Origin of the sequence: Alienimonas chondri (assembly GCF_013036045.1) — a bacterium.
In the GTDB taxonomy this organism is placed as follows: domain Bacteria; phylum Planctomycetota; class Planctomycetia; order Planctomycetales; family Planctomycetaceae; genus Alienimonas; species Alienimonas chondri.
The window spans coordinates 1-18,066 of sequence record NZ_WTPX01000100.1 but is presented as its reverse complement, the minus strand read 5'-3'; the positions used below and the strand labels follow the sequence as shown (position 1 = coordinate 18,066).

At 68.1% G+C, this 18,066-nt stretch carries 18 protein-coding genes and 1 tRNA gene; 9 read left to right on the top strand and 10 right to left on the bottom strand.

All coding sequences use genetic code 11. The features are described 5' to 3' along the window. Positions 1–103: 103 nt before the first annotated feature. From atpB to LzC2_RS14485, 3 genes are read right to left on the bottom strand one after another with little or no spacing between them, the layout of a single operon-like run. Positions 104–1,150 carry a F0F1 ATP synthase subunit A gene (gene atpB / locus LzC2_RS14495; protein ID WP_171188233.1) on the bottom strand — a complete coding sequence of 349 codons (1,047 nt, stop codon included), beginning with the start codon at positions 1,148–1,150 and terminating at the stop codon, positions 104–106. 37 nt (positions 1,151–1,187) lie between these two features. After that, the gene (locus LzC2_RS14490) at positions 1,188–1,556 is read right to left on the bottom strand and encodes a hypothetical protein (RefSeq protein ID WP_171188231.1); all 369 of its coding nucleotides are present in this window, start codon (positions 1,554–1,556) and stop codon (positions 1,188–1,190) included. Further along, the gene (locus tag LzC2_RS14485; protein ID WP_171188229.1) at positions 1,553–1,759 is read right to left on the bottom strand and encodes an AtpZ/AtpI family protein; all 207 of its coding nucleotides are present in this window, start codon (positions 1,757–1,759) and stop codon (positions 1,553–1,555) included. The genes LzC2_RS14490 and LzC2_RS14485 overlap by 4 nt, the downstream gene beginning before the upstream one ends. Before the next feature lie 709 nt (positions 1,760–2,468). Here LzC2_RS14485 and LzC2_RS14480 point away from each other — a divergent pair. Together LzC2_RS14480 and LzC2_RS14475 are read left to right on the top strand one after the other, a co-directional pair. Then, on the top strand, positions 2,469–3,671 hold the full coding sequence (locus LzC2_RS14480; RefSeq protein WP_171188227.1) for a DUF4912 domain-containing protein: 1,203 nt from the start codon (positions 2,469–2,471) through the stop codon (positions 3,669–3,671). A 337-nt stretch (positions 3,672–4,008) separates the two neighbouring features. Continuing rightward, positions 4,009–4,491 carry a YceK/YidQ family lipoprotein gene (locus LzC2_RS14475; protein WP_171188226.1) on the top strand — a complete coding sequence of 161 codons (483 nt, stop codon included), beginning with the start codon at positions 4,009–4,011 and terminating at the stop codon, positions 4,489–4,491. A 61-nt stretch (positions 4,492–4,552) separates the two neighbouring features. Here the strand turns inward: LzC2_RS14475 and LzC2_RS14470 are convergent, their stop codons facing one another. From LzC2_RS14470 to LzC2_RS14450, 5 genes are all read right to left on the bottom strand, one after another. Continuing rightward, positions 4,553–4,747, bottom strand: coding sequence for a hypothetical protein (locus LzC2_RS14470; RefSeq protein WP_171188225.1), 195 nt, complete (start codon positions 4,745–4,747; stop codon positions 4,553–4,555). Positions 4,748–4,837: 90 nt separating this feature from the next. Continuing rightward, positions 4,838–5,170: a hypothetical protein gene (locus LzC2_RS14465; protein ID WP_171188224.1), complete on the bottom strand. Its 333-nt coding sequence runs from the start codon at positions 5,168–5,170 to the stop codon at positions 4,838–4,840. Positions 5,171–5,174: 4 nt separating this feature from the next. Continuing rightward, entirely contained in the window at positions 5,175–6,122 is a 948-nt protein-coding gene (locus LzC2_RS14460; RefSeq protein WP_171188223.1) for an ABC transporter ATP-binding protein, read from the bottom strand. Between the two features lie 96 nt (positions 6,123–6,218). Beyond that, positions 6,219–8,501, bottom strand: coding sequence for a hypothetical protein (locus LzC2_RS14455; protein WP_171188222.1), 2,283 nt, complete (start codon positions 8,499–8,501; stop codon positions 6,219–6,221). Positions 8,502–8,730: 229 nt separating this feature from the next. Continuing rightward, complete coding sequence (locus LzC2_RS14450; RefSeq protein WP_171188221.1) at positions 8,731–9,477, bottom strand: alpha/beta hydrolase; 747 nt, start codon at positions 9,475–9,477, stop codon at positions 8,731–8,733. 258 nt (positions 9,478–9,735) lie between these two features. Here LzC2_RS14450 and LzC2_RS14445 point away from each other — a divergent pair, with 258 nt between their 5' ends. From LzC2_RS14445 to LzC2_RS14415, 7 genes are all read left to right on the top strand, one after another. Beyond that, positions 9,736–10,821, top strand: coding sequence for a hypothetical protein (locus LzC2_RS14445; protein ID WP_171188220.1), 1,086 nt, complete (start codon positions 9,736–9,738; stop codon positions 10,819–10,821). A gap of 137 nt (positions 10,822–10,958) precedes the next feature. Next, positions 10,959–12,968, top strand: coding sequence for a DNA polymerase III subunit gamma/tau (gene dnaX, locus LzC2_RS21865; RefSeq protein WP_206678727.1), 2,010 nt, complete (start codon positions 10,959–10,961; stop codon positions 12,966–12,968). 52 nt (positions 12,969–13,020) lie between these two features. Then, entirely contained in the window at positions 13,021–13,380 is a 360-nt protein-coding gene (locus tag LzC2_RS14435; RefSeq protein WP_171188219.1) for a YbaB/EbfC family nucleoid-associated protein, read from the top strand. A 151-nt stretch (positions 13,381–13,531) separates the two neighbouring features. Beyond that, positions 13,532–15,025: an RNA polymerase factor sigma-54 gene (gene rpoN, locus LzC2_RS14430; RefSeq protein WP_171188215.1), complete on the top strand. Its 1,494-nt coding sequence runs from the start codon at positions 13,532–13,534 to the stop codon at positions 15,023–15,025. Continuing rightward, the gene (locus tag LzC2_RS14425) at positions 15,022–15,690 is read left to right on the top strand and encodes a hypothetical protein (protein ID WP_171188213.1); all 669 of its coding nucleotides are present in this window, start codon (positions 15,022–15,024) and stop codon (positions 15,688–15,690) included. The genes rpoN and LzC2_RS14425 overlap by 4 nt, the downstream gene beginning before the upstream one ends. 66 nt (positions 15,691–15,756) lie before the next feature. After that, positions 15,757–16,179: a hypothetical protein gene (locus LzC2_RS14420; protein ID WP_171188211.1), complete on the top strand. Its 423-nt coding sequence runs from the start codon at positions 15,757–15,759 to the stop codon at positions 16,177–16,179. A 140-nt stretch (positions 16,180–16,319) separates the two neighbouring features. Next, a tRNA-Gln gene (locus tag LzC2_RS14415) sits at positions 16,320–16,390 on the top strand. A gap of 107 nt (positions 16,391–16,497) precedes the next feature. On the opposite strand, the gene LzC2_RS14410 is transcribed toward LzC2_RS14415, so the two are convergent. Both LzC2_RS14410 and LzC2_RS14405 read right to left on the bottom strand, forming a co-directional pair. After that, positions 16,498–17,418 (bottom strand): cation diffusion facilitator family transporter, encoded by a 921-nt coding sequence (locus tag LzC2_RS14410; RefSeq protein WP_171188202.1) that lies wholly within the window; start codon positions 17,416–17,418, stop codon positions 16,498–16,500. Positions 17,419–17,628: 210 nt separating this feature from the next. After that, positions 17,629–18,066, bottom strand: a 438-nt coding sequence (locus LzC2_RS14405; protein ID WP_171188200.1) for a hypothetical protein, incomplete at its 5' end; no start/stop codon positions are given.

Genomic DNA, 18,066 nt, shown 5'->3' with positions numbered 1-18,066 from the left:
GTGCGGCGGACGGGGTCGGATTGCAACCGACCTGCCCGCGGTTCTTCGCCCCGGTTCCTAACGCAGAGGCCTAGTCAGGCCTCTGCGTGACAGGAAATGAGGGTTAGTGCGGATGGACCGCCCCGGCGATGAACAGGGTCGCCAGGAAGGTGAACACGTAGGCCTGCATGAACGCCACGAAGAGCTCCAGCAGACCGACGAAGACTTGCCCCAGCACGCTGCCGATCGTGATGCCCGTACCGAGGAACAGGCCGGCCGTGCCGTCGTCCAGCATCGCCCAGCCGGCGCCCGTGAAGGACAGAAGCAACGCCAGCGCGACGTGCCCGGCCATGAGGTTCGCGAACAGACGCACGGCCAGCACGGTGTGCTTGATGAACAGGCCCATCGCTTCGATGAGCCAGATCACCGGCAGGAGGATCGGCTTGATCGCCGACGGCAGCTCCATCCCGGGTACGAGGCTCTTCAGGTAGCCGATGAAGCCGCTGGCGTGGATTCCCACGCCCACGACGGTCACGAACACCGTGATCGCCAGGAATCCGGTGACGTTGATGTTGCCCGAGGGCGTGCCCATCCAGGGCAGTGCGCCCATCAGGTTGCAGAACAGGATGTAGATGAACCACGACCAGATCAGCGGAAGATACTTGTCCGCCGGGTGCCCCGCGGTCGGGCCGGGCGTGATGCTGGTGCCGGCGGAGTCGAGATCGAAGTTCGCCTCTTTCAGCGGGTCGTGGTCGGCGTTGTAGTGGCCCTCGGCGTGATGGCCCTGATTCGTGCTGTGGTCGTTCGCGTCGCCGGCGTGCGGGTGAGCGTCGTGGTCGCCGATCGTCGGCCGGACGACTTCGTCGCGGATGAAGACGAGGATCGTCTCCCAGAAGTTCCAGAACCGACCGCGGACCGGGTCGCCGTTCCGCAGCTTGGCCGCCAGCGGGGCGAAGATCAGCAGGGCGAGCGCCGCCGCGACGACCTGCAACACCATGAATTTGGTGAGCTGCAGGCCCATGACGGGGCCGCCGTCCAGCCAGCTCTGCAAGCTGGGGAGCCAGTCCACCTTCGGCAGGTGGATGTCGTACTCGCCGTTGCCCGGCAAGTGGAAGGCGTTCGCATCCCGGACGTGATGGAAGGGGTCGTCGGAGTGATCTTCGGCGGCCATCCGCGGCACGAACGGGGGAGAGAGGAGCGGCGTGGGGTCAGGCGGAGTTCGACCGCAGGGCGGCGAACTCGACGGCGAGGCCGGCCAGCAGCGTGACGACCAGCGTCGCCGCGACCGCTTCAGCGGGGGCGCGGGGGACGGTGGAGCGAATCAGCAGCACGCCGCCGGGCGCCGCGGCGAACCGGAGAGCCGCCCCGAGGGCGAACAGGCCGGGGGCCGCGGCGGGCGAACCGTACCGGCCGCGTAGCCCCAGCACCACCGTGCCGGGCATCAGACCGATCGCCGCACACAAGATGCCGATCGCAGCGGTTCGATCGACGTCAAGCGCCGCCGCCGCCCCCGCGGCAAGCGCCGCCGCCGCCAGCGTCGCGGCTGTGTAGAGGAGGAACCAGCGGGCGACTCTCACCGCATCCCGCCGCGCGGCCCGCCGCCGGCGGACGCCTTCTTCGAGGCGTCGATCAGCTGCATCACACCGAGCCAGAAGCCGACCGCCATGAACAGGAAGGTCAGCCACGGGAACCAGCCGAGCCAGCGGTCCAGCAGGTAACCGATCAGCGGCGCTCCGGCCATCTCCATGGCGATCGTCGTGCCGACGCTGGCCCACTGCACCCCCTTCGAGATCGAAGATCGTTGATCTTGCCGCCGAGCGTCGTCGGTCTGACGCGGCGGGGGCGGGTCGGGCGTGTCGTTGGTCACCGGGGCAGACTGCGGCGATTGCGCGACCCCGTCAACCGGCTGGTTGATCGGCGGTCTCTAATGCGTCGCAACGGTTTGTCAACCATGTGTTTGCGGTGAATGTTTCTCCGTCTGGGGGGCGTCACGCTTGCGGCGTGGGGGATCCGCCGGTAACGTGTCACCCGATCGGAACGTGGATTTGTTTCGCGGTCGCGACGCTGTCGCGGCTTGTTGGAGAATTCGTGTCGTCGATCTGACAGCGGGCGGGACGCCCGCCGCGTGCGAGGTTCGGCACCGTCGTCGAGCCCCGGCTGGGACGGCCGCCGCGTGGATTCGGGCTGTCGCAGTTCGTGCGACTCTCGTGAGCAGGAACCGACCGCGATGCGGCCGACCGCCCCTCTCCGCCAAACAGGCGTCCGAACTCTCGCGACCGCCGCGCCGCCCATCGCACGCTCTCTCGCTCCGCGGGCCGGATCCCTTCCCGGCCCGGCGTCCCTCCGCGACGCAAACGGCTTTCACGAAACGCACGGCGACCGCTCCCCGCGGTCGCCGTTTTTTCATGGCCGCACCTGATTTTCTCCCCGACGCCGGGGTTGATCCCCGTCGCTCGGTTCTCCCGACGCCCGTTTGACGAAAAAAGCCCATGTCTGACGAGACCCTGCGTTCCAGCACCCGCAAAGACCTGGCCGCGATGGCCAAGGAGCATCAGGTGAGCGGCTGGCACGGGATGAGAAAAGAGGAGCTGATCGAGGCGCTCATGGATGTGTTCCGCACTTCCTCCAGGAATCGATTGCCGGCGAAAAAGTCAGCCAAGGGGGCCGGGTCGCCGCTGGTCGCCGCGAAGTCGTCGCCCAAGCCGCCGGTCTCCGCGGTTCGCGGACCGTCCGTGGGGCGTTCCGCGGCGAGCGGCGCTGTCGCGGGCGGCTCGAATCCTCGGGGCGGCTCGGCCTCCTCGGGCGGTACGGCCGGTTCTCCCTCTGCCAAAGCGGGGTCGGTGACGGTTCACGACCCGATTAAAGATCCGCGGAAGGACATCTCGACCGTCGGCAGCGGGGCGCAGGCGACGGAGGAGCTCGATGCGGTCGCCCACGATCCGCAATGGATTCACGTCCGCTGGGTGCTGAAGCGCTGCACGGTGCAGCGGGCCGCCGCCGGGCTGGGCAGCGATTGGCACCGCGCCAAGCCGGTGCTGCGGTTGATGAAGATCCACACGCACGAGACCAAAAGCACCAGCGAAACGGTCCTCGCCGATACGCCCATCCACGGCGAGACGGATCACTGGTTCCTGCCCGTCGAAGAATCGCCGGCGACGTTCCGCGTTCAGATCGGCTTCCTCGCGGAAAGCGGCGCCTTCTTCCCCTTGGCCAAGAGCCGCCGCGTCACGACGCCGCGGCCGGGGTCGAAGGCTGCAGAACGCGTGCAGTTCGCCCGCACCGGCGGCTTGGGCCCGCAGGTCTCCGCCGCCCCGACCGATCGCGGTCTGGGCGCTCCCAGTCGGCCGGCGTCGGTCGATCCGATGTTCGAGAAGTTTAAGTCGCTACGGGCCGATTACGCCGGCGCCGCCTACGGGGTGGGCGAAGACGGCTCCGCGAAGCCCTTCACGGTGGAAACGGAACTGCTGATTCGCGGCACCGCCGACCCGGACGCCCACGTCTCCCTCGGCGGCGACGCCGTGCGGGTCGGCCCGGACGGCCGCTTCGCCGTGAAGATGCGGCTGGGCGACGGCCGGCACGTCATCCCGGCGGTCTGCGTCTCCCCGGATCGCACCACGGAGCAAACGGTCGCCCTCGGCATCGCCCGCCAGAAGAAGGTGATGGAGCCGAAAGCCGCCGCCGTCGGCGTGTGAGGCCTCCCGTTCCGTCGTGTGGCTGAATTCACGACGCCGAATGACGGCGGCCCGATGGGGCCTTTCGTCATTCGGCGTTCTTCGTTCGCGATTCGCCAAAGCCGCATTGGTGGCCGGCGCCGGGCGCGATAGAATGCGATTGATCTCCCGCGTGTCGGGTCGGTTCCATTTGCCGACCCTACAGGTACTGACATAGGGAACCCCGAGTCCCCGGCCGCGCGTATAGCCGCCCTTGTCTTCTTAGAAGACTCGGCAGCGGATCACGCAACCCGGGGCCGTGGTGCCCACGTGGTTTCCACGGGTCAGTGCATTTGGCCCGCCCCGGCTCGTGCGGAGATTGTTTTTTGCGCTCGATCCGCCTCAACACTCGGCGTTGATCGGCTCCGCGGGCCGGCGCTATGTCGCGCCGATGTTACGCGTGATCCTTCTGCTTCTCTCTCTGGGCGCCGTGGGCCTCAGCGGCTGCGGGACGCTCGACAATCTGTTGTCCTGGAACGACTGCCGGGTCTACGGCGGCACCGCGTCGAACCTCGATACGGTATCGAGGCATCGTGAGCTGCAAGCGCTCGTCGAGCGGCCTGCTGCTGGTCCGTCTCTCACGGAGTCACAGCAGCTGGAGAAAAGCATTGCCGAGGGAGGGATGGTGCACAGCTACGCCAGTTGGGCCTTCTTCGCGAAGCTCGATCTTCCCCTAACGCTCGTCGGCGACACGGTCACGCTTCCTTACACGCTACTCAATGCCGTGGGGCGACCGGTGGCCGCTTTCGCCGAAGGGTTCGCCGAACCAGAACCCCCAAAGCCTCCCCTCGACGTTGAATAGGAGGCATAAGCGTCCGCGTGGACGGGGTTGGCCGTACAGGGCGCAGCGTCGCCGCTAAGAACTAAACCGCGGCGGCTTCACGCTCGCGGTAGGCGAGCAGGTCGGTCAGCGCCTCGGCCTTCCGCCGATGGGCGCGGGCGCGATGCTCGAACTGGCGACGCTTCGTGTCGCTGCCCGAGGTGCGAGCCTTGCGGGTGTACTTTTCGGCCAGTTCCGTTTTGACGGACACGAGGTGGCGAACTTTGGCGTCAGTCATGACAGAACGGGGGCGGCGCAGAACGGTGTCGACGGGAACGGCCCGGCAATCTACGTCCGCGCGATCGATTCAGCCAGCCCGTCGGAACGATTAGCGGCGAACTTCACGAGTCGGAAAGCGGCGGTAGGCCCCGCGGGGAAGAAAGGATTGGGCCAATTCGTTCGTCCGCCCGGTGATGGCCGCCCGGCCCAGCTCGAAGCCCGGTCGGGGCAGGTAGATCAGCAGGCACGTCGCCGAGAGGAAAAGATCCCATTTCACCACGCCGAAACTCAGGTGCGCGATCGTCCAGAGGCAGCCGATCAAGCAGCCCGCGACGACGAGGGCGCCGACGCTGCAGAGAATTCGCAGCGGCCAAGCGGCGAGTGCGTCCGCCATCGCCTCGCGGGCCTGATCTTCGAACTGTTCGTCGGTCAGGGGCGCCATCGCTTTACTGCTGGACGCCCTTCGTCAGCTCCATGAACGCCGTTTCGAGGTTCACCTCCTCCTCGCGGAACAGCGTCGGGGCGAAACCGGCTTCCAGCAGGCTCTGCGGGATTGCGGTGTAGTCCTCGACGCCGGGCTTGAGGGAGACGTCGATCGTGCCGTCGTCGGCGATCGTCACGGATCGCGCTTCGTCGGCCTGCTCCAGCAGCTTCGCGGCGGCCTCGGTCCGGCTTGTTCCCGGTTCGGTCTCCTTCACGCGGATCTGCAACGTGATGCTCTCGCGGGCCTTGCGCATCACCTCGCGGACGTCGCCGTCCACCAGCAAATTGCCCTTCTCGATCATGCCCACGCGGGTGCAGACGTCCGCCAGCTCCGGGAGGATGTGCGAGGAGACGATCACCGTCTTCTTCAGTTCGCCCAGTCGGCGGAGCAACCGGCGAATCTCGATCCGGGCCCGCGGGTCGAGGCCGCTCGCCGGTTCGTCCAGCAGCAGCACCTCGGGTTCGTGCAGCAGGGTACGGGCCAGGCCGATCCGCTGCGTTTGGCCGCGGGAGAGCTGATTGACGTAGGCGTCCCGTTTGAAGGACATGTCGACCAGTTCGAGGCACTCCTCGCAGCGTTTGCGGCGGGCCGGACCGTCGATGCGGAAGGCGGCGGCGAAGAATTCGAGGTACTCCATCACCGTCATGTCCTCGTACACGCCGAAGGCGTCCGGCATGTAGCCGATCAATCGGCGGACCTCGCGACTGTTGCCGTAGATACTTTTGCCGCAGACGTACGCTTCGCCGTAGTCCGGGTCCAGCAGGGTGGCGATCATCCGCATCGTGGTCGTCTTCCCGGACCCGTTGGGACCGATGAAGCCGAACACGTCGCCCGCTGCCAGCGACAGGTTGATCTCGTTGACGGCGATCAGATCGCCGTAACGTTTGGTGAGCTTGCGGGTTTCGATCACCGGGAGACGATCAGCGGGCAGGGCGTGCGGGGAAGGACGGAACCGACGGCGTCGGCCGGGTTCGATTCCGGGGAGCGGTCCGGGATCAATCCGGGATCAGTCAAAATCGGCGCCGTCGAGCGGACGGCGGCGGGGCAGCGTGGGCGATTCCGCGTTCGGGTCGAGCCGGATCGGGCCGGTCGCCGGAGACGGGGGCGATGCGTTTGGTTCGCCCTCTGCGACGGGCAGGATCAAGCGGACGTACGTCTCGGTCGCGCCGTCGGCGGGGGCCTCTTCGCCGAACGTCACGTCCAGGTCCGTCAGCGACGTGTCCAATCGGCCGAACAACAGCGCCCGCCCGCTGGCGGCGGTCGCGGAGAGGTCCAGCGATTCCAGTTCCGCGTTCGAGAGTCGCGTGAACGCCGCGCCGCCCGACTGGGCGTACAGCGACAGCGCCGGCAGGATCACGCCGAAGTCGCGGCTCTTCGCGGCGTAGCGGGTGAAGACCAGGCGTTGGGTCTCGTCGAATTTCAGCGGGGCGTTCGGGTCGTTCGGATTGCCGGAGAGGACGGTCGGTCCCTCGCGAACCTCGCGGACCTGCGTCAGGAAGCCCCGCAGATCGCGCCGCACGACGCCCGCCCCGTCGGGGCGGAACGCCGTTCCCGGCGGCAGCGTCTCCGCGGCGGGGCCGGCCTCGGCCTTGGGGTCCGGTCGATACACGCGGCCCTTATGGACGAGGAAGAAGTCGGACAGCGTCCCGGGCAGCGAGTGCGACACGGACCCCCGCAGCGTCCCGTCGACGGCGACCAGCGAGCCGGTCGCCAGCTCGTCCGTCTTGCCGCTCCAATCGAGCCGAAATCGCTTCGCGGAGCGTTCGGGCAGCGGTACGCCCAGCGCCTGGGCGCCGGCGATTCGATACTCGGCCGGAACTAAACCGACGCCGCCGCCGCGATATAGCCCGCCGAACGTCGCCCCCGGCTCGGCGGCGTAGGCGATTCGCTCATCGCCGTTCTGCACGCGGACGCTCTCGGCTGGCTGGAACGCCAGCGAAAGTCGTCCCGCTTCCGGCGCCGGAACGCTCGCCCAGGCGGCGCCGCGGACTCGCCCGGACGTCGCGTCGACATCCACGACTTCCAGCCGTCGGACCGTCGCGTCGTCGCCGCCCGCTCCCCACAGCGCCAGCGCGACCGCTCCGCCGAGCCAGATCGGCAGCGTGACCCAGGTCAGCGCCGGGCGATTCAGCAGGCGATGCACCAGCAGGTAGTCGAGCGGCCCCACCACCAGCAGGAGAACCAACGCCCACGCCCCGACCGTCCCCGGCGACGCCCCGCCCACGGCTTCGGCTTCCAGCGCCCCGTACACCTGGCCGGCCATCTCGCCGATCGGCGGCCGATCGCCCGGTCCGCCGCCGGGGGCCGAACGGGTGAGTTCGAGTAAGAAGGAGGGCAGCCCGCCCCAATTGCTCAGCGGCGGTTCGTGCAGCGAGGCGGCCACGATCGTCGCCCGGCCGAAGCCAATCGGCAGTTCCGCGACCAGCGCCCCGCCGTCGCCGCTGGCCAGCACTCGGCCGTTCGCCGCCGACACCTCCGCGGCGTCCAGCGGTCGCACCGCCGCCGGCAGTAGTTTGTTGATGACGGCCGTCGTCCCCCGCCCGCTACCGCTCTTCGCCAGCCGTTCCAGCGTCGCCCGGGCCGTCAGCGGCGTCGGATCGCCGGGCGTCAGCGGCAGCCAGTCCGGGAGTTCGCCCGTCACCGACAGGCTGACGATGAGGTGCCCGCCGTCCGCAACGTATTCTCGCAGGAACCCGTCGTCGGCGGGTAGATCGTTCGCGTCGATCAACAACGCCCGCACCGTGGCAAGGGCGTGCGGAATCGTCGGCAACTCGTCGGCCGACTCGAACGCCGCGACCCGCACCGGCCGGCCGGGCCGATCCAGCGGCCCGGCGCTGCTCGTTTCCTCCCGCTTCATGGCCGCCGGCATGCGGACTGCGGCCCACAACCGTTCGTCCGGGGCGAGCACGGTGAAGTCCTCGCCGGGGTTCGCCGTCCAGCGAACGGTTGGAATGCGGTCGAGCCGCACGTCGATCGATGATTCCGCCCGGCCCGCTTGCACGAGCGCCGCCCTGCCGTTCGGGAAGTCGACAGGCCTCGCCAATGTGAGGCCGTCCCCATCGGTCACGGCGACGACAGCGGTCGCATCCGGCGTGTCCTCGTTCGCCGACGGGTCGTTGGCGAGCGGGCCGATCGGCACCCAGGCGCCGGGTCGCACGAATCCCCCGACGCCCACCGAGACCCCGCCGTCGCCAAGGCTCTTCTCGCCTAGAACGTCCCCATCAGCGCTGGATGCGATGCGGCAAAGCCCCCATCCAGTGATCAGGGCGGCGGCGACGAAGCGAGACAAAGCGGGGCGATCCGGGAGAAGGGACCGGAAGGATACAGACACGCTACGACGCCCGACACCGCCGCCGCTGGGCGGAACTGCGGCTGATCGAGGAACAGCCGGAGTGGAGCCCCTCCGACGAACGCTTGCGGTTTCGCAGCCTCCGGACGCAGTGGGGCGCTGCGAAACCGCAGGCGACGCCCGCATTCCGAAGAGGGGGCGAATCTCACCCCGGCGCCCTGTCGCTGACTCAAGCGTTATCAACGACGCGTTCGAGCAGGTCGGCGATGCCGTCCAGCGCGACCGCGGGGATCGTGTGCGGGCCGTTGAAGGCCTCGAATCGCACGGTGTGGCCGGCGTCGGTCAGCAGGTCGTGCAGCACCTCGCCGGTGGCGAACGGCAGGATGTCGTCGCCCCGCCCGTGCGACTGAAACACCCGCCGCGACGGGCAGGCGGCGGCCCGTTCCTTCCACTCCGATTCCATGACGTAGGCCCCGCTGAGGATCGCCAGCCCGCCGAGTTCGTCGTCCGATCGCAGGGCGAAGTCGGTCGCGACCATCGATCCCTGCGAGAACCCGCCGACGACCAGACTCCCGCTCGGGAGTCCGTCGGAAGTCAGCAGGGAGTCAATGAGGGAGTCGGCCTGAGTCCGCAGCTCTTCAATGCCGGCCGGGCGTTCGTTCCGCAAGGCGGCGACGCGCTGCTCAGGCGGGAGCTGCAAACGATTCATGTCGAGCATCCACCACGCCCGGGCGCCCGGCATGCCCATCGAGCCGAGATCCAGCGGCCCGGCGGGGAAGTGCAGTCGCACCTGCCCCGCGAGCGTCGGGCGGAGGTGCAGCAGATCCGCCGCCAAGCCGACCAGATCCGTCCCCGGAGCGCCGAACCCGTGGAAGATGACCGCGGAGGCGTCCACCGGGGCGCCCGCCGGCGGGCCGATCGTGCGGACCGTGAAACCGGCGTGTTCAGCGGTCGAATCGTGGATGTCAGCGGGCATGGGCGAGCGAGGCGGTGCGGGGGAGGTGTGGTGCAATTGACGACACGGGGGCGAACGTGCGACACCTTTACTCTAGGCGTTCTGGGATCGAGATTCGCCTCAAGCATCGCGGGGCGAGAGGTTTACGGCGCCCGCGGCTTCGGCGGCATGAAACGGGCTTCGTTCTTCGGATACGAACGTCGGGTGCGGAAGTCGGTAGACTGCCCGCAGCGACGACTCCCTCTCGATCGCCAAGCCTGCCCGAACGGAACCGGATTCATGCCACTTCGCTTGCCCCAATTGCTGCTCGCCGCCGCCGCCGGGACCACCCTGGCGGTCTCTGCGCCCGCCGCGAACGCCGGGCACGGCGACATCGGCAAGGCGACCGCGCTGGCCCACGCCGTCGAGCGGCACGCTCAAGCGACCGCCCGATTCGGCGCGCAGGTCGGGCGGCCGGACTATCTCGCGTTCGGCCACACGGCCAGCTTGATCGCCGCGGAGGCCCATGAAATCGAGGTGAAGCTCGCGGTGGGCGACGTGGCCGGCGCCCAAAGCTGCACCCATCACCTCAAGGGGCTGGTGAAGACGCTCGATAAGCAGGAGGACCGGCTGTCGCGGTGCGGGTGGAACGGCCGCGACGCTCGCAAAGCGGCGGACGACTTTGCCGACGACGTGGAGGACACCTTCGACGATCTGGAGGACGAGGTCGAAGACCTGAAGGTCGTGCCGATCGTGGTGCACGGCGGCACGCCGCACCCGGCGATCCTCGGTCGCCCCGGGGCCGGACGGCCCGGCCTGAGCCGCGGCCCCGTCGTGGTCGGCCCGCCGGTCGTGGTCACGCCGGCGCCGACGAACCCGCGGTACGATCGTTACCAATCCAACCCGCTCACCCCGCGGTACGACGATCGCGGCCCGACCCCCGGCTACGGCGGCACGGCGCCCGGCGGCTATGAATATCAGGGCGAGAGCGACGGCCGGGGGATCTACTACGGACCGAGCCGCGGTGCGATCGACGCCCGCGGCAGCCTCTCCGCCCCCGCCCCGCAGCCGGTTCCGCCGGGGACGACCCGTCCGGGCACGATCCGGCCGGCCCCCGGCGCCGGCGGCCTCTATGACAACGGGGGTGGCTACTCGGCTCCGCGGTACGACGGGCCGAACGACTACCGGCCCGTGCCCAGCCGCGACTCCTACCGTCCTGCTCCCGCCCCGCCGCGGTACGACGACCACATCGAACCGCAGTCGTATGACGGCCCGGCCCTGCCGTCGCTGCCGTCGCAGGCCCGGTATGACCGCAGCGACCGCCTCGATCGGTTCGAGGAATCCGACCTCGGCCAACTGCTCCGCGACGTGATCTTCCGTCGCTGAGCAAAGAGGACGTCGATGCTCTTCACGGCCCGGTCGCCCTACGCGTCCGGGCCGTTTCGCGTTCCGGAGGAGTTCGATTGGCGAAGAGAGGGCGGTCGCGCGGGTTCGGCTGCCCCGCCGTCGATCCGGCGACTAGGATGCCCGCCCCGCGTTCGCCCCCGTTCTGTTCCGTCATGGTCGACGACTCGCTGATCGCTGAACCCCACGCTTCCGACGCCGAGGTTGCGCCCGGCGCCCCCGCGCCCGGCACAGCAGCGGAAGGAGCGAAGGCGAAGCACTACACGGTGCTCGCCCGGCGTTATCGGCCGCAGACGTTCGCCGAGGTCATCGGGCAGGGGCACGTCGCGCGGGCGTTGACGAACGCGATCGCCGGGGGCCGGGTGGCTCACGCCTACCTCTTTACCGGCGCCCGCGGGGTGGGGAAGACGTCGACGGCCCGCATCTTCGCCAAGGCGCTCAACTGTCCGAACTCTCCTAAAGAGGGGCCGAACGCCGGCGTCCCCTGCAACGCCTGCGAGATCTGCGAGGCGGTCTCCGAGGGCAATGACGTCGACGTGCTCGAAATCGACGGGGCCAGCAACAACGGCGTGGATCACATCCGCGATCTCCGCGGCAACGTGACCGTCAAACCGATGCGGGCCAAGTTCAAGGTCTACATCATCGACGAAGTCCACATGCTGTCGAAGGCGGCGTTTAACGCGCTGCTGAAGACGCTGGAAGAACCGCCGAGCGGCGTGAAGTTCGTGTTCTGCACCACCGAACCGAACAAGCTGCCGGACACGATCCTCAGCCGCGTGCAGCGGTTCGACTTCGCCACCGTTCACGTTCAGAACATCATCCAGCGCCTCGCCGCGATCGCGGAGGCGGAGGGGTATCAGGTCGAACAGTCGGCCCTCGAACTCGTCGCCCGCCGGGCGGCGGGGTCGATGCGGGACTCGCAGAGCCTGTTCGATCAGTTGCTCAGCTTCGGCGGCGAGACGATCACCGCGGACGAGGTGCACCGGCTGTTCGGCACCGCGTCGGACGATCGGCTCGTCACGCTGGTCGGGTATTGCGTGAACGGCGACCCGGCCAGGGCGTTGGGCGAACTGGAAGCGGCGATCGGCGACGGGGTGCAGCTCGACGAGTTGATCGATCAGCTTGTCGGCTATCTCCGCGACCTGATGATCCTGGCGGCCGGCGCCGACGGCGTGCCGCTGATGGGAGTCAGCGAGGAGCATCGAACCGCCCTCACGGAGCAGGCTCGGGACTGGGGCGTGCAAACGACGCTCGCGGCGGTGCAGTTGCTCTCCGAGGCGAAGCTCCGCATGCAGCGGGTGACGTTCGGCCGGGCGCTGGCGGAAGCCGCGCTGGTGCGAGCCGCGACGCTGGGCGATCTGGACGACCTGGCGAACCTCGCCGCGACCTTGCGGGACGGCGGCCCGCCCGCGGGGGCGGCGCCGACCCGTCGCCCAGCGCGACCCGCTCCCCAGCCGCAGCGATCTGAGGTTCCCCGGCGCGCAGAGCCCGTAACGCCGAGGCCCCGAGGGGCCTCGGCGTTACGGGAGGAGAACGAACCGGCGGGAGGTGAAAGCCAGAAGAACGAACCGGCCAAACCGGTTCACGTCGGTTCGTCCCCTGCGGATCCCGTCCCCGCGGCTGAATCGCCCGCCGCTGAATCGCCCGCCGCTGAATCGCCCGCTGGCGAGTCTCCTGAAAGCGAATCGCCCCCCGTCGTGGCGGTGAAACCGGGGAACGAGGCCGCGTTGCTGGCTCGATTGAAAGAGGAGATCGGGACCGGGAACGCCCTGACGGGGGTGCGGGAGAGTTCCGCTCTAGCAATTCTCGGGCCAGATCGCGTAGAATTGCGGTTCCCCGACGCGCTCAAAGTGGCCGCCGACCGGTGCGAAGCGAAACGCTCCGCGGTCGAAGCGGCGCTCCGGGCGACCGTGGGACGGCCCGTTTCCTTCACCGTCGCTCTCGACGCCCCCCCCGCAAACGGCGCGGCCAAGCAGGAGCCGACGGAGAAGCGCGACGCCTCCCGCCCGGAACCGGTCGATCCCGAAGACATCGCAGACCCCTTCGTACGCCGCGCCGTCGACCTGTTCGAGGCTCGGCAAGTGACCTCTCAACCGCTGCCGCCCGCCGCCCAGGCGGTCCCCGATTGACGCCCGCGTCGGTCAATTTCTCCCTTCTTCTCCCCGCGACGTGGTGTGATCGATGTTCGGTAAACTCGGCGGCTTGGGCAATATGGCGGCCCTCGCTTCGAACTTCGGGGAGATTCAGAAGCGGGTCAAAGAGGTGCACCGCAAAACGGGCGAGATGATCGTCACCGGCGCGGCTGGCGAGGGCGCCGTCGAGGTCGACGTGACGGGCCACGGCGTGATGGTCGCCTGTCGCATCGCCCCCCCGCTGCTGAGCGGCCCGGAGAATCGCGAACAATTGCAGACGCTGATCCAGCAGGCGTCCAATGACGCCGGCGCCAAAGCCAAAGCCGCCGCCAAGGAGATGATCTCCAAAGAAGCGGAGGATCTGAACGTGCCCGGCCTGGGCGACATGCTCGCCAAGGTCGGGATGTAACCGTCGCGGCCCGTTCGCCGCGCGAGGTTGCTGTTCGCGGTACACTCGACGGCCCGCCGATTCCGGCGGCCGCCCATTCCGGCTCCCGCGGTCCCGGGTTCCACGCCCGTCCGGCCGCCCACCACTTCCGTCACCCGTTACGGGGATCGTGATGCGCATTAATCTTCAGCAGTCCATGAAGATGAGCCAGCAGATGAAGCTGGCTCCGCGGATGATCCAATCCATGGAGATCCTCCAACTGCCGGTGATGGCGTTGCAGGAACGGGTCGATCAGGAACTGGCGGAGAACGTCACGCTGGAGATGGAGGACCGCGATAAAACCGTCTCCGAGTCCGAGGAGAAGGCCGAGCGCGAGAAAGCCCGCGACGAAAACGAGCGGTCGGAGTCCGAGAAGGGCCCGATGGAAGTGGACAACGACGACGGCAACGCCGACGACTTTGAACGCCTGGTCGATATGGCCGAAAGCTGGCCGGACGACAATTACACCAGCGGCTCGAAACCTTCCTCCAACCGCGTCTCCGAGGCCGGCGACCGGGCGTTCGACGCGATGGCCAACGCCCCGGCCCGCTCCCAGAGCCTGCATGACAGCCTCGTGGAGCAGTTCGGCTACTTCGACGCCACGCCGGAGGTCAGTTCCTTCGGTCTGTACCTGATTCAAAACTTGGACGAAGACGGCCGTCTGCAAAGCGGCCTACCGGACCTGATGAGCGCCTACGGCCGGGCGATCACCTATGAGGATGCCGAACGGGCGCTGCACCTGATCCAGAAGCTCGACCCGCCCGGCGTCGGCGCCCGCAACGTGCAGGAGTGCCTGCTGCTGCAATTGTCCAACGATTTGGAATATCGGGATGAATTAGAGGTGTTGATCTCCCGGCACTTGGAAGACCTCGCGGCGAACCGTTTGCCGGCGATCCAGCGGAAGACCGGGTACGACCTCGAAACGATCACCGCCGCCGCCGAAGAACTCTCTCATTTAAACCCGCACCCCGGCCGCGAATTTCACAGCTCCCCGGCCCAGGCGGTGACCCCGGATCTCGCCGTCGACCGCGACGAAGAGGGGAAATACACCGTGCGTCTGCTGGACGAATACACGCCGAATCTACGGATCAGCAAGTATTATATCAAGCAGCTGCGGAACAGCCCGGACGCCGCCACCAAGGAATATATCAAGAAGAAGATCGAGGGCGCTCAGTGGCTGATCGAAAGTATCGAGCAGCGGAACCAGACGGTCAAAAAGGTGACCGAAGCGATCGTCGAGCACCAGAAGGACTTCCTAGAAAAAGGCCCGGAACATATCCATCCGCTTAAGATGGAGGAAATCGCGGACAAGGTCGGGGTCCACGTCACGACGGTGTCTCGAGCCGTCAGCGATAAGTGGGTCCAGACGCCCCGAGGATTATTTCCGCTGCGGCAGTTCTTCGGCGGCGGCACGACCACCGAGGACGGCGAAGACGTCTCCTGGAACCAGATTCGCCTGAAGCTCAAAGCGATTATCGAAGGCGAGGACAAGAAAAAGCCGCTCTCCGACGACGCCCTCGTCGAGGCGCTCAAAGAGGACGGCTATCAACTCGCCCGCCGCACGGTGACGAAGTACCGCAAGAAGATGGGCATTCCCTCGTCCCGTCAGCGGCGGGAGTACGTGTGAACCGGCCCGCCGGCGTCCGCCCGTCGTCACGGCTCCGCCAGCGAATTGCGGTCGGAGCTTGGCTGGCGGGGGCCGCGGTTGCGGCGGGGCTGCTGGCGACGGGCGTCAAAACCGGCCTGGAGAGCCGTCGCCTGTTCGTTCAATTCGAGCAGTGCCGGACGCGGGGGCCGCTTGAAGCGACGGTAAACTTGTCCGAAACCGGCGAAACGGTCGTCCCGTATCGACAACTCTGCACTTATTCCTGCGGATCGATCCTCTGGACGCCGCTCCCCGAGGCGGGCGTGACGGCGCTCGACGGTTTAAGCGGGCATTTGACGGTTCACGATGAAAGCGACGTGGTTCTCGGCGAAGTCGCGTTCGACGCCGAGCGTTTCCATCAACCGTTGGACCGGGTGCACCTCACGGAACTGCCGCGGGACGTGCCGGAAGGGGAATGGACAGCCGTGATTCGCATCGACGCCCCCGCGGCGGCGGCCGGATCGACCTCGCTGCACGGCGATTATCGAATGTGCGGCCTGGAGATCGTGCCGGCGTATATCGCGGCGGCGATCGCCGTCGGCTGCTGCGTGTTCGGAGCGATTTTGGCGTTGGCGCTTCTGCCGGGGCTGATCAGGACCGTCACGAGGCTGAGGAACCCCCCGATGCCGGCGGAGGCCGTCGGCTGATAGCGTCTCCCCACGCTCATCTTTGAAAGCCGACCCGTGGCCGACCCGTCCCCCCGCGATCGTCCCATGCCCGATCGTTCGGTGACCGACCCGCTGGGCGCCGACCGTCCCATTGGCGACGACCCCGCCGGGGAGCAGTTTCGCCCGCCGGGACCGCATCATGTCGTCGATCCGGCGGACGTCTCGCCGGAGCCGGTGCTCTCGCCCAACGCCCATGAGGTGTCCGACGCGGAGGGCGAACTGCTGGTGACCGAGGCCGCCGACGCCCCCCCGTCGTGGGCGAGTTCTCGGCTGATCGCCGGAGCGGTCGCGCTGATACTGATGCTCCTGACCGTCGGAATCGGAGCGTGGCTCGCCGGTTGGCTGTCGGAGACCGGCGACGAAGCGTTACGCGGCGGCGTGGCCGCCCCCATCGACGCCGCGGCGCCCTTGCTCGAAAGGGCGGAGCCAACGGACGCTCTGTCCGTCTCCCCCTCGATTTTCGGCTGACGAAGCGAACCCCGGAGGACCGTTCGTGTCAGATCCGACGAACTGACGGCCGCACGGTTGGCCGCGTCGCCGGGATGATCTATCCTGTGCGAGAAGCCGGCGTGCAGCGAACCCCCGAACGGGGCCGCTCCCGCCTTCCTTCCCCGATGGTGTAATGGTAGCACAACAGATTCTGATTCTGTTAGTCTAGGTTCGAATCCTAGTCGGGGATCTTGATGGGTTCGGCCCGGGCGGCTGGAACGGGGGCGTGGAGTTCTTCTTTTCCCGCAACATCTTGTGCGGGGGGCCGGTTCGTCGGTCGGTTTGCTGCGGGGCTGTTTAGACGCTGTTCGGCGCTGCTTGGCGGCAGAGTTGCGGGTCGTGGCGGCGTTCGATCTGCACGGTCGCGTGTTCGATGCCGAATCGGTCGTGCAGGGCGGCGGTCAGGTCATGCAGGAAGGCGTCCTCGTCGCCGGTCTCCTCGCTTGAGAGCGGCTTGAGCAGATGGGCGGTGAGGGCGGTTTCGGTCGTGCTCAGCGCCCAGACGTGCAGGTCGTGGACATCTTCGACGCCGGTCTGTTCCAGCAGAAACCTGCGGATCGCCGCCGGGTCCATGCCCTTCGGGACCGCCTGCATCGACAAGTCGAATGATTCTCGTAGCAGGCCCCAGGTTCCCATGAAGATCACCGCGGCGATGGCGAGGCTCGTCACCGGATCGATCCAGTCAGCCGCCGTGTAGCGAATCAGCAGGCCGGCGATGACGACGCCGACGCTGACCGCGGCGTCCGCAGCCATGTGCAGGAACGCCCCGCGCACGTTCACGTCGCCCTTTCGCCCCCCGAAGAACAGCAACGCGGTCGCGGTGTTGATAACGACCCCCACCGCGGCCACGGCCACGACCGTCAGGCCGGGCACCGCCGCGGGATGGGAGAATCGGCCGACGGCCTCCCAGGCGATCGCCCCCACGGCGACCAGCAGCAGTAAGCCGTTGGCGAGAGCCGCGAGGATCGTCGCCCCCCGCCAACCATACGTGCGGCGGTCGGTCGGCGGTCGTTTCGCCAGTGCGTAGCCGCCCCACGCCAGCAGCAGGCCGGCCACGTCGGAAAGGTTGTGTCCCGCATCCGCCAGCAACGCGAGCGAGCCGGCCCAGAATCCGTACCCCGCCTCCACGGCGACATAGATGACGTTCAAGCCGATGCCGAGGGCGAACGCCTTACCGTAGTCGGCGGGGCCATGGTCGTGCGAATGGGCGCCGCTCATACAGCGTTTCTAACGGGCGGAACGAGACCCGGGCAGTGGAGCGCCGACCTGTTCGCCGGGGCGTTCGGGCGAGGGGGTCACAATACGGCGCCGCCTTCAAGCTTCAGACCGAACATCCCCGAGGGCCGGCCGGAGCCGATCCTCGGGGATCCGGGCTGCGCCCCCGCCACGACCTCGCGGCAGGAGTTCTGCGGCGTACCGCGTCCGACCTCAGTGGTCGTGCCCCTCGTGACCTTCGCCGTCATGGTCGTGGACGATATCGCCGGCGTAGGAACGGCCTTCGATCTTGACCATCAGCTTGGCCGTGGCGCCCTCTTCGTCGAGGCGCTCGGCCAGTTCCGCATCGGAGGAGACGAATCGCGACGACTGACCTTCGGGGTCGCCGGCGTCGGGGTCGGCGGCCAGCTTGAACGACTCACGGTTGCCGTCGTGCATCGCCATGACGGTCACGTCGGCGGCGTCGATCGGAGCGGCCGCGTCCGCGTGGTCGTTCAGCAGATAGATCGTGACCGTGCCGGCCGCGTCGTCGTGGATCAGTTCGGCGTGGTACCCCTCGTCGCCCAGTTCGATCAGCGGGCCGCCGTGCGGGCCCTCGGTCGGGTGGGCGCCGTGGTCGTGCCCGGCGTGCGGGTCGGGGGCGGCCGGGGG

Bases quoted from the DNA above. Each gene is read 5' to 3' on its own strand.
- LzC2_RS14450 (WP_171188221.1), bottom strand. From the start codon at position 9,477: ATGCCCGCTGACATCCACGATTCGACCGCTGAACACGCCGGTTTCACG.
- rpoN (WP_171188215.1), top strand. From the start codon at position 13,532: ATGCGCATTAATCTTCAGCAGTCCATGAAGATGAGCCAGCAGATGAAG.
- LzC2_RS14435 (WP_171188219.1), top strand. From the start codon at position 13,021: ATGTTCGGTAAACTCGGCGGCTTGGGCAATATGGCGGCCCTCGCTTCG.
- LzC2_RS14465 (WP_171188224.1), bottom strand. From the start codon at position 5,170: ATGGCGCCCCTGACCGACGAACAGTTCGAAGATCAGGCCCGCGAGGCG.
- LzC2_RS14480 (WP_171188227.1), top strand. From the start codon at position 2,469: ATGTCTGACGAGACCCTGCGTTCCAGCACCCGCAAAGACCTGGCCGCG.
- LzC2_RS14420 (WP_171188211.1), top strand. From the start codon at position 15,757: ATGCCCGATCGTTCGGTGACCGACCCGCTGGGCGCCGACCGTCCCATT.
- LzC2_RS14470 (WP_171188225.1), bottom strand. From the start codon at position 4,747: ATGACTGACGCCAAAGTTCGCCACCTCGTGTCCGTCAAAACGGAACTG.
- dnaX (WP_206678727.1), top strand. From the start codon at position 10,959: ATGCCCGCCCCGCGTTCGCCCCCGTTCTGTTCCGTCATGGTCGACGAC.
- LzC2_RS14445 (WP_171188220.1), top strand. From the start codon at position 9,736: ATGCCACTTCGCTTGCCCCAATTGCTGCTCGCCGCCGCCGCCGGGACC.
- atpB (WP_171188233.1), bottom strand. From the start codon at position 1,150: ATGGCCGCCGAAGATCACTCCGACGACCCCTTCCATCACGTCCGGGAT.
- LzC2_RS14410 (WP_171188202.1), bottom strand. From the start codon at position 17,418: ATGAGCGGCGCCCATTCGCACGACCATGGCCCCGCCGACTACGGTAAG.